The following is a 14,149-nucleotide window of genomic DNA, read 5'->3' as shown; positions in this document are numbered from 1 at the left end:
GAAGCGATTCGACAGCAGTCATCGAATCGATTCGACACACCCGCACTTCCTTCCGGCATTCCCACTCCCACGGAGGCAGCCGATGTTGAAGGCACGGAGAAGGGCGCGCCTACTGGCGGCCGCCCTGGCAGGGATCCTCTCGATGAGCACGCTCGCCGCGTGCGGCGACGACGCAGGCGACAAGGAGTCCGGCAAGACGCTGCGGCTCTGGCACTACGAGGCGCCGGAGAGCGCCATGGGCAAGGCCTGGAACGAGGCGATCGCCGAGTTCAAGAAGACGCACCCGGACGTCAAGGTCGAGTTCGAGGCCAAGGGCTTCGAACAGATCCAGAAGACCGCCCCGCAGGTCCTGAACTCCGACAAGGCACCTGACCTGCTCGAGTACAACAAGGGCAACGCCACCACCGGACAGCTGTCGAAGCAGGGGCTGCTGACCGATCTGACCGATGAGGCGAAGCAGCGCGGCTGGGACAAGTCCGTCCCGCCGACCGTCGCCATCACCAGCAGGTACGACAAGGGCGTGATGGGCAAGGGCGCCTGGTACGGCGTGCCCAACTACGCCGAGTACACGATGGTCTACTACAACAAGGACCTGTTCACCGAGCACAAGGTCGACGTCCCGACCACGGTCGACGCGCTCGAGGACGCCCTCGCGACCTTCAAGGACGCCGGCCTCACCCCGTTCGCCAACGGCGGCGCCGAATACATAGCCCAGCAGTACGTCTACCAGCTCGCCCTCTCGCAGGCCGACCGCTCCTGGGTCGACGACTTCCAGATGAAGGGCAGGACCGACTTCTCCGACGCCGCCTGGACCTACGCCGCCGAGACCTTCGCCGACTGGGTCGACAAGGGCTATATCGCCAAGAGCTCCAGCGGCCTGAAGGCCGAGGACGCCGGCGTCTCCTTCATGCAGGGCAAGCACCCGATGTTCTTCTCCGGCAGCTGGTGGTTCGGCCGCTTCGCCGAGGAGGTGAAGAGCTTCGACTGGGACACCTTCATGTGGCCCGGCAGCAAGCTCACGCTCGGCTCGGGCGGCAACCTCTGGGTGGTGCCCGAAGGCGCCAAGAACAAGGAACTCGCCTACGACTTCATCGACATCACGATGAAGAAGCAGGCCCAGAACACCCTCGGCAACGCCGGCGGCGTGCCGGTCGCCGCGGACTCCTCCGCCATCACCGACGAGCGGGCCAAGAAGCTGATCGAGCAGTTCGACACGCTCGCGGGGAACGACGGCCTCGCGTTCTACCCGGACTGGCCGGCCAACGGCTTCTACGACAGCCTCGCCTCCGAGGTCCAGAAGCTGATCACACAGAGCGCCGGTCCTGGTGACGTACTGAAGTCGCTCCAGTCCGAGTACGACGAGAACGTGCTGAAGGAATGACCGACCTCGCCACCAAGGCCTCGACAGGCGCCGGCGGGGGCCCGACCCCCTCCCGTCGGCGCCGGGCGGGCGCCGGGCGCTCCCGGACGGACGGGTCGTACGCGCTGTACCTGCTGCCGGGCGCGCTCGCGTTCCTCGTCGTCATCGTCGTGCCGTTCGTCATGAACACCGGCATCAGCTTCACCGAGTGGTCGGGCGTCGGCACCCCGGAGTTCACGGGTCTGGACAACTACGAGAAGCTCGCGGGCGACGAGGACTTCTGGGAGTCGTTCCGGCACAGTCTGGCGATGGTCGTGGCGATGGCCGTGGTGCCCACCGCCCTCGGACTCGTCCTCGCCTCCGCGCTCTTCGACGTGGTCGCCCAGCACGCGGGCAGCCGCTGGGCGTCCGCCCTGCGCGCCTGCTTCTATCTGCCGCAGGTGCTTCCGATCGCGGTCGCCGGCATCGTCTGGAGCTGGATCCTCGCGCCCGAGAACGGCTCCCTGAACGATCTGCTCGGCGCGGTCGGCCTCGACTCGCTGCAACAGGACTGGCTCGGTGATCCCGACTGGGCGCTGTACAGCGTCATGGCCGTGATGATCTGGGTGCAGATCGGCTTCCCGCTGGTCATCTTCATGTCCGGTCTGCAGCGCCTCGACCCCGCCCTGCACGAGGCGGCGGAGCTGGACGGCGCCGGCTGGTGGCGGCGGTTCTGGCACGTCACCCTGCCGCAACTGCGGCCGGAGATCGCGGTGGTGCTCCTGTGGTGCACGATCGCGGCCCTGAAGGTCTTCGGCATGGTCTACGTCCTGACCGGCGGCGGTCCCGGCGGGTCGACGAACGTGCCGTCCTACTTCGCGTACCAGAACTTCTTCGAGAACTTCCAGGCGGGCTACGGGGCCGCGGTCTCCACCGTCCTCACCATCCTCATCATGGTGCTGGCCCTCGTCGCGCTGCGCCTGCAGACCAGGGCGGAGGACGAGGCCGGATGACCGCCCTCAGGAAGTACCCCGTACTCGCGGCGCTCGTGCTCGGCGCGCTGTTCATGATCCTGCCGTTCGTGGTCGTGGTCATGAACGCGGTGAAATCGCCCGAGGAGTACTCCTCCGACGGCCCGCTCAGCCTGCCCGACAGCGTGTACCTGGACGGCCTCGCCGACTTCTGGGAGCGCGTGGACTTCGGCGAGAAGCTGTGGAACTCCGTCCTGATCTCCGGCTCGGTGGCGGTGCTCGCCGTCGTGCTCTCGGTGTTCAGCGCGTACGCCATCGGCATCGGCCGGATCAAGGGGCGGCCCTGGGTGCTCGCCTTCTTCGTCCTGGCGAACATGCTGCCGCAGGAGTCCCTGGTCTACCCGATCTACTACCTCTCCAAGGAGGCCGGTCTCTACGACACCAGGCTCAGCGTCATCATCGTCTTCACGGTCATCCAGTCGGCCTTCGGCACCTATCTGCTCTCCTCCGTGCTCTCCGGTTTCCCACGCGAGATCATCGAGGCCGCACGGATCGACGGGGCCACCAAGTGGCAGGTCCTGTGGCGGGTCGTCGTGCCGGTCAGCCGGCCCACCATCGGCGTCCTGATGGTGCTGTTCTTCATCTGGACCTGGAACGAGTTCCTGCTGCCCCTGGTCATGCTCGTCTCCGACGACGTCCAGACCGTCTCCGTCGCCCTCGGTGTGCTGCAGGGCCAGCGCGACATGGACGCCACGATGACGAACGCCGCCGCGCTCCTCGGCGTGCTGCCCGCCATCGCCTTCTTCCTCCTCTTCCAGCGGACGCTGACCCGCGGCATCGCCGTGGGCGCGGTCAAGTGATCCCCGAACCCACCCCGGTACACCCCGAAAGGCGGCCGCATGAAGTTCACCGACGGCTACTGGATGCTGCGCAAGGGCGTGAGCGCCGCTCATCCGGTCGAGGTCCTCGACGTGACCGACGCCGAAGGCGGCACGCTCGAGATCCACGCCCCCACCCAGCCCATCCGGCACCGCGGCGATCTGCTGAAGGGCCCGGTCATGACGGTCTCGTGCCATTCGCCCCTGCCCGATGTGATCGGCGTGACCCTCACCCACTTCGACGGTGAGGTCGACCGGGGCCCGCACTTCGCCCTGGCCGAGGGCGACGCACACGCGCAGGTGTCGTACGACGACGGGCATGCGCTGCTCGTCGCGGGCAGTCTCGCCCTGCGGGTGTCGCGCGGCGGGCCCTGGCAGCTCGACTTCCTCACCACGGACGGGATGAAGCCGCTCACGTCCTCAGGGCCCAAGGCCATGGGCATCATGCAGACGGACAGCGGCCGGCACTATCTGCGCGAGCAGTTGAACCTCGCGGTCGGCACCAACGTCTACGGACTCGGTGAACGCTTCGGGCCGCTGGTCAAGAACGGCCAGGTGGTCGACATCTGGAACGCGGACGGCGGCACGGCCACCGAACAGGCCTACAAGAACGTGCCGTTCTACCTGACGGACGCGGGCTACGGCGTGTTCGTCGACCACCCCGGCCGGGTGTCGCTCGAGGTCGGCTCGGAGGCGGTCTCGCGGGTGCAGTTCAGCGTCGAGGGCCAGGACCTGACGTACTACGTCATCCACGGCCCGACCCCCAAGGAGATCCTGCGCAAGTACACCGCGCTCACCGGCCGGCCCGCGCTGCCGCCGGCCTGGTCCTTCGGGCTGTGGCTCTCGACGTCGTTCACCACCTCCTACGACGAGGAGACGGTGACGTCCTTCATCGACGGTATGGCGGAGCGCGAACTGCCGCTGTCCGTCTTCCACTTCGACTGCTTCTGGATGCGCGAGTTCAACTGGTGCGACTTCACCTGGGACCCGCGCGTCTTCCCCGACCCGCAGGGCATGCTCGCCCGACTCAAGGAGAAGGGGCTGCGGATCTGTGTGTGGATCAACCCGTACATCGCGCAGCGCTCCCCGCTGTTCGCCGAGGGGCGCGAAGGCGGCTATCTCCTGAAGAAGCCGGACGGCAGCGTATGGCAGTGGGACCTGTGGCAGCCGGGCATGGCCCTGGTCGACTTCTCCAACCCGCAGGCGCGTGCCTGGTACGCGGACAAGCTGGAGGCGCTGCTCGACATGGGCGTCGACTGCTTCAAGACCGACTTCGGCGAGCGGGTGCCCACGGACGTGGCGTACTTCGACGGCTCGGACCCCGAGCGGATGCACAACTACTACACGTACCTCTACAACCAGACGGTCTTCGACGTGCTGACCAAGCACCGCGGGGAAGCCGAGGCCGTGGTCTTCGCCCGTTCGGCGACCGCAGGCAGCCAGCAGTTCCCGGTGCACTGGGGCGGTGACTGCGAGTCGACGTACGAGGCGATGGCCGAGTCGCTGCGCGGCGGGCTCTCGCTCGGCCTGTCCGGCTTCGGTTACTGGAGCCACGACATCGGCGGCTTCGAGGGCACACCGTCGCCCGCGCTCTTCAAACGGTGGATCGCCTTCGGCCTTCTCTCCTCGCACTCCCGGCTGCACGGCTCGTCCTCGTACCGGGTGCCGTGGCTGTTCGACGAGGAGGCCGTGGACGTGCTGCGGCTGTTCACCCGTCTGAAGCTGCGCCTCATGCCGTACCTCGACGCGGTCTCCCGCCAGGCGCACACCGAAGGCGTGCCGATGATGCGGGCGATGGTCCTCGAATTCCCGGACGACCCGGCGTGCACCCACCTGGAACGGCAGTACATGCTCGGCCCCGACCTGCTGGTCGCGCCGGTGTTCTCGGACGCGGGCGATGTCTCGTACTACGTGCCCGAGGGCACCTGGACGCATCTGCTGACCGGTGAAGAGGTGCGGGGGCCGCGCTGGGTGAAGGAGCGCCACGGCTTCGACAGCGCGCCGGTGCTCGTGCGCCCGGGCGCGGTGCTGCCGGTGGGCGCCGTCGACGACCGGCCGGACTACGACCACGCGGACGGTGTGACGCTGCGTGCGTACGGGCTGCGCAGCGGCGAGCGGGTCGAACTGACCGTGGGCGGCGTGGACTTCACTGTCGTACGCGAGGGCTCCACGGTACGGGCCTCGGCGAGCGATACGAGCCGGCCGTGGGGGCTTCAGGTGGCCGGCGGCCCCGAGACGCGCGCCGAAGCGGGCACCGGGGTGGTCGTGGCGGAGCTGGGCTGAGCCGGGTCCGTCCGACCAGTCGTCCAGGGGGAGTTGATGGTCAAGATCACCGATGTGGCCCGGCACGCCGGGGTGTCGCCGAGCACGGTCTCGTACGCGCTGAGCGGGAAGCGGCCGATCTCGGCGGAGACCAGACAGCGCATCGAAGCCAGCATCCACACGCTCGGCTACCGGCCGCACGCCGGCGCCCGAGCGCTGGCCAGCAGCAGATCCAACGTGCTCGCCCTGGTGGTGCCGTTCCGCACCGGGATGCATGTGCCGGTGGTCATGCAGTTCGCGGTGTCGGTGGTGACCGCGGCGCGCGGGCACGACCACGACGTGCTGCTGCTCACCCAGGAGGAGGGAGAGGAGGGGCTGCGGCGCGTCGCGGACACGGCGCTCGTCGACGCGCTGATCGTGATGGACGTCCAACTGCACGACGCCCGGCTGCCGTTGCTGCGCGCGCTCGACCGGCCCAGCGTCCTCATCGGGTTCCCCGCCGAGCCGCGGGGGCTCACCTGCATCGACCTCGATTTCGAGGCGGCGGGCGGGGCGTGCGTGCGGCATCTGGCCGAGCTGGGCCACCGGTGCGTGGCCCTTGTCGGCTCGCCGCCCGAGGTCTATCTGCGGGAGACCGGCTTCGCCCAGCGCGTCACGCGCGGCTTCACGGCGGCCGCGGACGAGCGCGGGCTCACGTCGACGGTCCACCCCTGTGAGGCCACGCAGGCGGCGGCGCGCGACATGGCGCAGCGGCTGCTGCGCCGACACCCGGGGCTGACGGGCCTCGTGGTGCACAACGAACCGTTGGTGCAGCCGCTCATCGACGCGTTCCGCGAGCTGGGCCTGCGGGTGCCCGAGGACCTGTCGGTGGTGGCGATCTGCCCCGACGCGCAGGCCGAACAGGCGCCCCTGCCGGTGTCGAACGTGGCGGTTCCGTCGGCGGAGATCGGGGCCGAGGCGGTGGAGCTCCTGATGCGCAAGCTGGCGCAGCTCCCCGTACCCGAATCCACCCTGCTGCCGCCCCGGTTGACGCGCCGGCGGTCCACGGCGCCGCGGTCCGCCTCGGGCTGAGGAGCGGACCGGACGCACGTACCGCATCACCCTGATCCATGACATGGGTCGACGCGATTCGACCAGACAGCCAGATCAGCCAGACAGCCAGATCAGCCAGACGAGCCAGATGAGCACTGAGCCAGACGAGAAGGAGAAACCCACGTGAGACGCAGAACCATGACCACCCTCCCGTTCGCCGCCGCCCCCGCCGGAGCCGCCGCCGGCCCGGCGGCCGCGCTCGGCGCCCCGGCCGCCCCGGCCGCCTCGCCGGCTGCCGCACGACTCGCGGGCCGTGTCGAGGAGTTGCTCGGCAAGCTCACCCTGGACGAGAAGGTCTCGCTCCTGCACCAGTGGCAGCCCGCGATACCCCGCCTCGGCATGAAGGCGTTCCGCACCGGCACCGAGGCGCTGCACGGTCTGGCCTGGCTCGGCCCCGCCACCGTCTTCCCGCAGGCCATCGGCCTCGGCTCCACCTGGAACCCGGAGCTGATCGAGGAAGTCGGCTCCGCCGTCGGCGACGAGGTACGCGGCCTGCAGCACGAACGCCCCGCGGGCTGGGGCCTGAACGTGTGGGCGCCGGTGACCCAGCTGCTGCGCGACCCGCGCTGGGGCCGCAACGAGGAGGGCTACTCCGAGGACCCGCACCTGACCGGTGTGATGGCGACGGCGTACGCGAAGGGCCTCAGCGGCGGCGACCCGGACCACCTCAAGACGGCGCCGCTGGTCAAGCACTACCTGGCCAACAACAACGAGGTCAGGCGGGACCAGACCTCTTCGGACCTGCGGCCCCGGGTGTTCAAGGAGTATGAGGAGCCCGCGCACAAGGCGGCCATCGCGGCCGACGCGGCGTGCGGTGTGATGACCGCGTACAACCTGGTCAACGGCCGCCCCTGCACTGTCACCGACCTCAACAACTCGGTGCGCACCTGGACCGACCGCGCCCTCCTGAACGTCACCGACGCCTGGGCGCCCAACAACCTGCCCGCCGGCGGCTCGCAGAAGTACTTCGACACCCTCGCCGAGGCGGACGCCGCGATCCTCAAGGCGGGCCTCGACAGCTTCACCACCGACGACACGGACCCCTCCAAGACCATCGCGGCGATCAACGAGGCCCTGGGCAAGGGGCTGTTGGCCGAGTCGGACGTCGACACGGCCGTACGGCACATCCTGGACATCCGCTTCCGCCTCGGCGAGTTCGACGAGAACGGCGGCCCCTACGGGCACCTCGACAAGTCCGTCATCGACAGCCCGGCGCACCGGCGCCTGGCCCGCAAGGCCGCCGCCGAGGCGATCGTGCTCCTGAAGAACGAGCGCGGCGCCCTGCCGCTCGACGCCCGCGCGCTGCGGAAGGTCGCCGTCGTCGGCCCGCTCGCGGACACCCTCTACACCGACTGGTACTCCGGCGAACTGCCGTACCGCGTCACGCCGTTGGACGGGATCACGAAGCGGCTCGGCGCCGGCGCGGACGTGGTGAGCAGCGAGGGCGTCGACCGCATCGCGCTCAAGAACGCCTCGACCGGCGCGTATGTCACGGCGGGCACGGGAGCGGCCGGTGCGGCCCTCAAGGAGAGCGCCACGGAGCCCGGCGCCACGGAGCACTTCGACGTCTTCGGCTGGGGCCAGGGCGTGGTCACGCTGCGGGCGGCCGCCAACGGCAAGGTCGTCGGCATGCGCGACCCCGGCGGGAGCGGCTACCAGTTCTTCAACGACCAGGCGCAGCCCAACGGCTGGTTCGTCTCGCAGCTGTTCTCGCTCCAGGAGCAGAGCGACGGCACGGTCCTGCTCAAGTACGTCGGATACGAGAACTGGCTCGGCGACAACGTCTACCTCCGTGCCCGCGCGGCGGACGGCGTCCTGGTGCTCGGTTCCGCGGCCGAGGCGAGCCGCTACACCCGAGAGGTCGTGCGCGACGGCATCGAAGAGGCGGTCGCGGCGGCGCGGACGGCGGACACGGCCATCGTCGTGGTGGGCTCCATGCCCTTCATCAACTCCCGCGAGACCGACGACCGCGAGGACATGGGCCTGGCCGAGACCCAGGCGGCGCTGGTCAAGGCCGTGCGGGCGGCCAATCCGAAGACGGTGGTCGTGGTGGAGAACAGCTACCCGACGACGCTCACCTGGGAACAGGAGCACGTCCCGGCCCTGCTCTGGACGACCCACGCGGGCCAGGAGACGGGCAACGCGCTGGCCGACGTCCTCTTCGGTGACGTCAGTCCGTCCGGAAAGCTGACCCAGACCTGGTACCGCTCCGAGGACGATCTGCCGTCCCTGCTCGAGTACGACAACATCAAGTTCGACCGCACGTACCAGTACTTCAAGGGCGAGGTGCTCTACCCGTTCGGGCACGGCCTCTCGTACACCTCCTTCCGCTACGGCAAGCCGCGCGCCGTCCGCGGCGGGATCGAGGTCGCGGTCACCAACACCGGGCGCCGCACCGGCGCCGAGGTCGTGCAGCTCTACACCCGGCAGCGCACCTCCCGGGTCAAGCAGCCCCTGAAGAAGCTGCAGGCGTTCCGCAAGGTCACCCTGAAGCCGGGCCGGACGCTGACCGTCACCCTGCCGCTGTCGCGGGACGATCTGGCGCACTGGGACGTCACCCGTTCCCGGTGGGTGGTGGAGGAGAGCACATACGAGGTCATGGTCGGGTCGTCCTCCGGTGACCTGCGCGGCCGTACGACCCTGGAGGTGCGGGGCGAGAGCGTCCCGGCGCGCGATCTGTCGCGCACCACACGGGCGGAGAACTTCGACGACTACGCGGGTGTACGCCTTGTCGACGAGGCCAAGCCGCGCGGCACGGCCGTCGGCGCGGAATCCGGCCGGGCCTGGCTGCTGTTCGCCGACGCGGATCTGCGCGGCGGCGCGCGGCGCCTGACGGCACGGGTCGCGAAGGAGTCGTCGGGCGAGGGAGCGGTCGAGGTCCGGCTCGGCGCTCCGGACGGCCGGCTGGCCGGCCGTGCGACGGTGACGAGCACGGGGTCGCGGTACACGTACACGGAGGTGACGGCCTCGCTCACCGGTGCTTCCCGGCGGCAGGACGTGTACCTGGTCCTCACGCAGGGGCTGCGGCTCGCCACGTTCTCACTGAGCTGACCTGCATGTCCGCCCCTATGTGCAACCATTGGTTGCACATAGGGGCGGACTGCTCTATCGTTATGTGCAACGAAAGGTTGCGCGATGATGGAGGAGAGCATGCAGCACGCCAGGATCGAGCGGGAGATCCGGATCGACGCCGCACCCGACGTCGTCTACAAGGTCATCAGCGCACCTGAGCACCTCAGGGAGTGGTGGCCGGACGAGGCCGAGCTCACCCCGGCCGCCGGTGCCACGGGCGTCATCACGTTCGGCGCCAAGGGTGCGCCGGACGCGAAGGCCGTACCTCTCACGGTCCTCGAAGCCGACCCGCCCCGGCGGTTCTCGTTCCGCTGGGCGTACGGCGAGGGTGAGTCCGCCGCGCCGTCCAACTCCTTCTTGGTGACCTTCGATCTGATCCCGTCGGGGGCGGGCACGCTGCTGCGGTTCTGCGAGACCGGGTTCACGGAGAAATTCTCCGACCGGGACGAGCGTGAACAGCAGTACGGCGATCACGTCACCGGCTGGGACCACTTCCTGCCCCGCCTCGTCGCCTACGCCGCCCGGCTGGTGCGGACGGCGTGAGCGACACCGTCGACGACGAGCTCTGGTCGGCGGTGGGGGACCCCACCCGCCGCCGGATGCTCGACCTGATGCTGGCCGAGGGCGGCGGAACGGCGACCACGCTGAGCGAGCGTCTTCCCGTGACGCGGCAGGCGGTGGCCAAGCATCTCCAGCTGCTCGAACGGGTCGGGCTCGTCCACTCCGCCGCTTCGGGGCGCGAGCGTCGCTTTCGCGTGGACGAAGGACAACTCGCCCGTGCTGTCGAGCAGTTGTCCTCGGTGACCGCCGCCTGGGACGCCCGGTTGCAGCGCATCAAGCGGATCGCCGAAGCGATTCAGCGGGGTCAGGGGAACTGACCTCTGCGAACAACTCCTTCGCGCCCGGACCAGGGCGCCCACCTGAGAAGAGGCATGACATGGCCGACATCCTGCACAGGATCGGAACGACGTCCACCCCCGAGAAGGTCTACGCCGCCTTGACCACGGTCGACGGTCTCGCGAGCTGGTGGACGCGGGAGACGTCCGGTGAGAGCGACGTGGGCGGGATCCTCAAGTTCCGCTTCCACGGAGTGCCGATGCCTGACGGCTTCGACATGTTGGTGCTGCAGGCCGAGCCCACCGAGCGGGTGCTCTGGGAGGTCGTCGACGGCCCCGAGGAGTGGATCGGCACGCGGATCGCCTTCGAGCTGAAGCAGGAGGACGGGTACACCATCGTGCTGTTCCGGCATGAAGGCTGGAAGGAGCCAGGGGAGTTCATGCACCACTGCAGCACCAAGTGGGCCACCTTCCTGATGAGCCTCAAGCACCTCACCGAGACGGGCAAGGGCGAACCCGCGCCGCACGACGTACGGATCAGCAACTGGCATTGACGCGCGAGCGCCAGGACTCTACGGTCCGTTCGATGTGACGATCAGCATTCGAAATATCGAACAAAGGACCCTCATGTCCCGCGCTGCCCGCCTCACCCTCGACCCGGCCTTCACCGTGGGCCGGGTCGACCCCCGTCTCTACGGCTCCTTCGTCGAGCATCTCGGCCGCTGTGTGTACACCGGCATCTTCGAACCCGGCCACCCCACCGCCGACGAGGCCGGACTGCGGGGCGATGTGCTCGCTCTCGTACGGGAGTTGGGGGTCACCGTGATCCGGTATCCCGGCGGCAACTTCGTCTCCGGGTACCGGTGGGAGGACTCCGTCGGCCCCGTCGACGAGCGCCCGCGTCGTCTGGACCTGGCCTGGCGGTCCACGGAGACCAACCGTTTCGGGCTCGCCGAGTTCATGGCCTTCCTGAGGAAGCTCGGCCCGGGTGCCGAGCCCATGATGGCCCTCAACCTCGGCACCCGGGGCGTCGGCGAGGCCATCGAGCTGCAGGAATACGCCAACCACCCCTCGGGGACCGCGCTTTCGGACCTGCGGGCGGCGCACGGCGACAAGGAGCCGTTCGGGATCCGGCTGTGGTGCCTGGGCAACGAGATGGACGGCCCCTGGCAGACCGGCCACAAGACCGCCGAGGAGTACGGGCGGCTGGCGGCCGGGACCGCCCGCGCCATGCGGCAGATCGACCGCGACGTCGAACTGGTCGCCTGCGGTTCTTCCGGCCAGTCCATGGACACCTTCGCCGCCTGGGAGGCGACGGTCCTCACGGAGGCGTACGACGTCGTCGACCACATCTCCCTGCACGCCTACTACGAGCCGACGGCCGGCGATGTGGACTCCTTCCTGGCCTCGGCCGTGGACATGGAGTCCTTCATCGAGAACGTCGTCGCCACCTGCGACCACGTCGGCGCGAAGCTCAAGTCGCCGAAGAAGATCAACCTCTCCTTCGACGAGTGGAACGTCTGGTACATGACCAAGTACCAGGAGGAGGCGGAGCGCACGCCCCTGGACGGACGCGTCTGGCCCGAGGCCCCGCGCCTCCTCGAGGACAGCTACACCGTCACCGACGCTGTCGTGCTCGGCTCGCTCCTGATCGCCCTCCTGCGCCACGCCGACCGCGTGAAGATCGCCTGTCTTGCCCAGCTGGTCAACGTCATCGCGCCGGTCATGACCGAGCCGGGCGGCCCGGCCTGGAAGCAGACCACCTTCTTCCCCTTCGCCGAAGCGTCCCGGTACGGCCGCGGCGAGGTCCTCGACGTCCGCGTGGACTCTCCCTCGTACACGACGAAGAAGTACGGCGAGGTGCCGCTGCTGCACGCCACGGCGGTACGCGGCGAAGACGGCACGGTCACGGTCTTCGCCGTGAACCGCAGCCGGACCGACGAGCTGCCGCTCGAAGTGGCGCTGCGCGACCCGGGGTTGAGCCGGCTCATCGGGCACAGCGCGCTGTCCGACGCAGACCCGGACGCACGCAACACCCTCGACGACCCCGAGCGTGTCACGCCGCACGCGATCCTCGGCACGACGCTGGCGGAAGGCACGCTGAAGGCCGTCCTGGAGCCTCTGTCCTGGAACGTGATCCGGCTGCGCTGATCCTCTCGAAGGCGTGTAAATCGAAGCGCTTCGAAACGGATGCGGTCCGAACCGTTGACGTACCCGACGGCGATCCCTACTTTGTCCCGGCAAGCGCTTACTAAAAACGTTTCAACCGGCAAGAGGGGGCTCAACCATGCGCATGGCCAGGAGAGTTGACCGTCGTGCAATGCTGAAGATCACCGGCGGTTCCGTCGCCGCTCTCGGCCTTACGGCGGCTGGTTGCGGAGGCAGTGGCGGCTCGGGGGACGGGACGGTGACGCTGCGGTACTCCTGGTGGGGTGCGGACGACCGGGCCAAGCGGATCAATGAAACGATCGAACTCTTCGAGAAGAAGTACCCGAAGATCAAGATCAAGACGGACTTCCAGCCCTACCCCGACTTCTGGAAGAAGTTCAACACGCAGGCTTCCGGGGGCAATCCGCCGGACGTCTTCCAGAACGCCATCGGCTTCCTGCGCAAGTACGACGCCAAGAACGTGCTCCTCGACCTGCACCAGCAGGCCAAGGCCGGTCACCTCCGCCTCGACGGCTTCCGTGCGGGCCTGGAGAAGTTCGGCGAGGTCGACGGCAAGCTGCTCGGGGTCCCCGTGGGCAGCAACTCGATGGCTCTCGTCATCGACAAGCACATCTACACCAAGGCCGGCGTCAAGCCCGAACCCGGCTGGACCTGGGACGAGTTCGACGCCGCGCTGAAGAAGATCCGCGACAAGACGGACCGCGCCGGTGACAGCGGCATGCACGGGGTCATGTACATGTACGACCTCTACCTGCGCCAGAACGGCAAGGCCTTCTTCACCGAGAAGGGCCTCGGGTTCACCGAAGCCGACCTGACCGACTGGTGGACGAAGGCCGAGCGGGACACCAAGTCCGGCATCGTCGCCCCCACCAAGAAGGTGGTCCAGGCCAAGCCCAAGTCCGCCGTCACCGCCGAGCTGGCGGCCGGCGAGTTCACCTGGGACAACTTCACCAACCGCTACAGCGCGGAGGGCAAGAGCGAGTACGGTCTCGCGCCGATCCCCACCACCGACGGCAAGAAGACCGGCCAGTACCTCGGCTCGCTGATGCTCAGCGCCTCCAAGCGCACCAAGCACCCCAAGGAAGTCGCCCAGTTCATCGACTTCATGGTGCACGACCCCGAGGTCGCCAAGATCATGGGCTACGACCGCGGAGTACCGGCCACGACCGCCCAGTTCGAGGCCTTCGAGCCCACCGACCCGGTCGCCAAGGAGATCGCCGCGTACGAGGAGTCGCTCGTCGCGTCCGGCGTCCTCGAGCCCATCACCCCGCACCCGGCGGGCGCCGACGTCTGCGAGACGGCCTTCATGCGCCTTGCCGAGGAAGTGGGCCTGGGTACGCGCTCGGTGGACGAGGCGGTCAAGCAGTTCTTCACCGAGTCGAAGACGGCTCTCGGCAGCTGATGGGCCCCACTGTGACTGACGTCCGAGCAACGGAGGCGACGGGCACCGGCATCAAGGTGCCGGGCCCGCGCCCCGCTCCGGCGCCCTCGCCGGACCCCCCCCCCCCCCCCCCGCGGCGCGGGGGGGGC

General features: G+C 68.9%; 11 protein-coding genes. All 11 read left to right on the top strand.

Annotation, left to right across the window (positions count from 1 at the left end; all coding sequences use genetic code 11):
* The first annotated feature begins 82 nt into the window (after positions 1-82).
* A complete protein-coding gene (locus JAO81_RS12290; RefSeq protein WP_199547846.1) occupies positions 83-1,381 on the top strand; it encodes an extracellular solute-binding protein in 1,299 nt (432 codons plus the stop codon).
* A complete protein-coding gene (locus JAO81_RS12285) occupies positions 1,378-2,352 on the top strand; it encodes a carbohydrate ABC transporter permease (protein ID WP_199547845.1) in 975 nt (324 codons plus the stop codon). Before JAO81_RS12290 ends, JAO81_RS12285 begins: the two co-directional genes overlap by 4 nt.
* Complete coding sequence (locus JAO81_RS12280) at positions 2,349-3,170, top strand: carbohydrate ABC transporter permease (RefSeq protein ID WP_199547844.1); 822 nt, start codon at positions 2,349-2,351, stop codon at positions 3,168-3,170. Before JAO81_RS12285 ends, JAO81_RS12280 begins: the two co-directional genes overlap by 4 nt.
* Positions 3,171-3,209: 39 nt before the next feature.
* Positions 3,210-5,471, top strand: a complete 2,262-nt coding sequence (gene yicI, locus JAO81_RS12275; RefSeq protein ID WP_199547843.1) for an alpha-xylosidase — start codon at positions 3,210-3,212, stop codon at positions 5,469-5,471.
* A 36-nt stretch (positions 5,472-5,507) separates the two neighbouring features.
* Entirely contained in the window at positions 5,508-6,521 is a 1,014-nt protein-coding gene (locus tag JAO81_RS12270; protein WP_199547842.1) for a LacI family DNA-binding transcriptional regulator, read from the top strand.
* A gap of 144 nt (positions 6,522-6,665) precedes the next feature.
* Positions 6,666-9,593 (top strand): glycoside hydrolase family 3 C-terminal domain-containing protein, encoded by a 2,928-nt coding sequence (locus JAO81_RS12265; protein ID WP_307813317.1) that lies wholly within the window; start codon positions 6,666-6,668, stop codon positions 9,591-9,593.
* A gap of 99 nt (positions 9,594-9,692) precedes the next feature.
* Positions 9,693-10,157: an SRPBCC family protein gene (locus JAO81_RS12260; RefSeq protein WP_199547841.1), complete on the top strand. Its 465-nt coding sequence runs from the start codon at positions 9,693-9,695 to the stop codon at positions 10,155-10,157.
* Positions 10,154-10,492 (top strand): metalloregulator ArsR/SmtB family transcription factor, encoded by a 339-nt coding sequence (locus tag JAO81_RS12255; protein ID WP_199547840.1) that lies wholly within the window; start codon positions 10,154-10,156, stop codon positions 10,490-10,492. Before JAO81_RS12260 ends, JAO81_RS12255 begins: the two co-directional genes overlap by 4 nt.
* A gap of 59 nt (positions 10,493-10,551) precedes the next feature.
* Positions 10,552-11,004, top strand: a complete 453-nt coding sequence (locus JAO81_RS12250; RefSeq protein WP_199547839.1) for an SRPBCC domain-containing protein — start codon at positions 10,552-10,554, stop codon at positions 11,002-11,004.
* A gap of 73 nt (positions 11,005-11,077) precedes the next feature.
* Positions 11,078-12,601, top strand: coding sequence for an alpha-N-arabinofuranosidase (locus JAO81_RS12245; protein ID WP_199547838.1), 1,524 nt, complete (start codon positions 11,078-11,080; stop codon positions 12,599-12,601).
* Positions 12,602-12,737: 136 nt separating this feature from the next.
* Positions 12,738-14,021 carry an ABC transporter substrate-binding protein gene (locus JAO81_RS12240; RefSeq protein WP_199547837.1) on the top strand — a complete coding sequence of 428 codons (1,284 nt, stop codon included), beginning with the start codon at positions 12,738-12,740 and terminating at the stop codon, positions 14,019-14,021.
* Positions 14,022-14,149: the final 128 nt, after the last annotated feature.

Source organism: Streptomyces sp. N35 (assembly GCF_016464295.1).
Taxonomy (GTDB): Bacteria; Actinomycetota; Actinomycetes; order Streptomycetales; family Streptomycetaceae; genus Streptomyces.
This window is presented reverse-complemented; position numbering and strand designations above follow the sequence as displayed.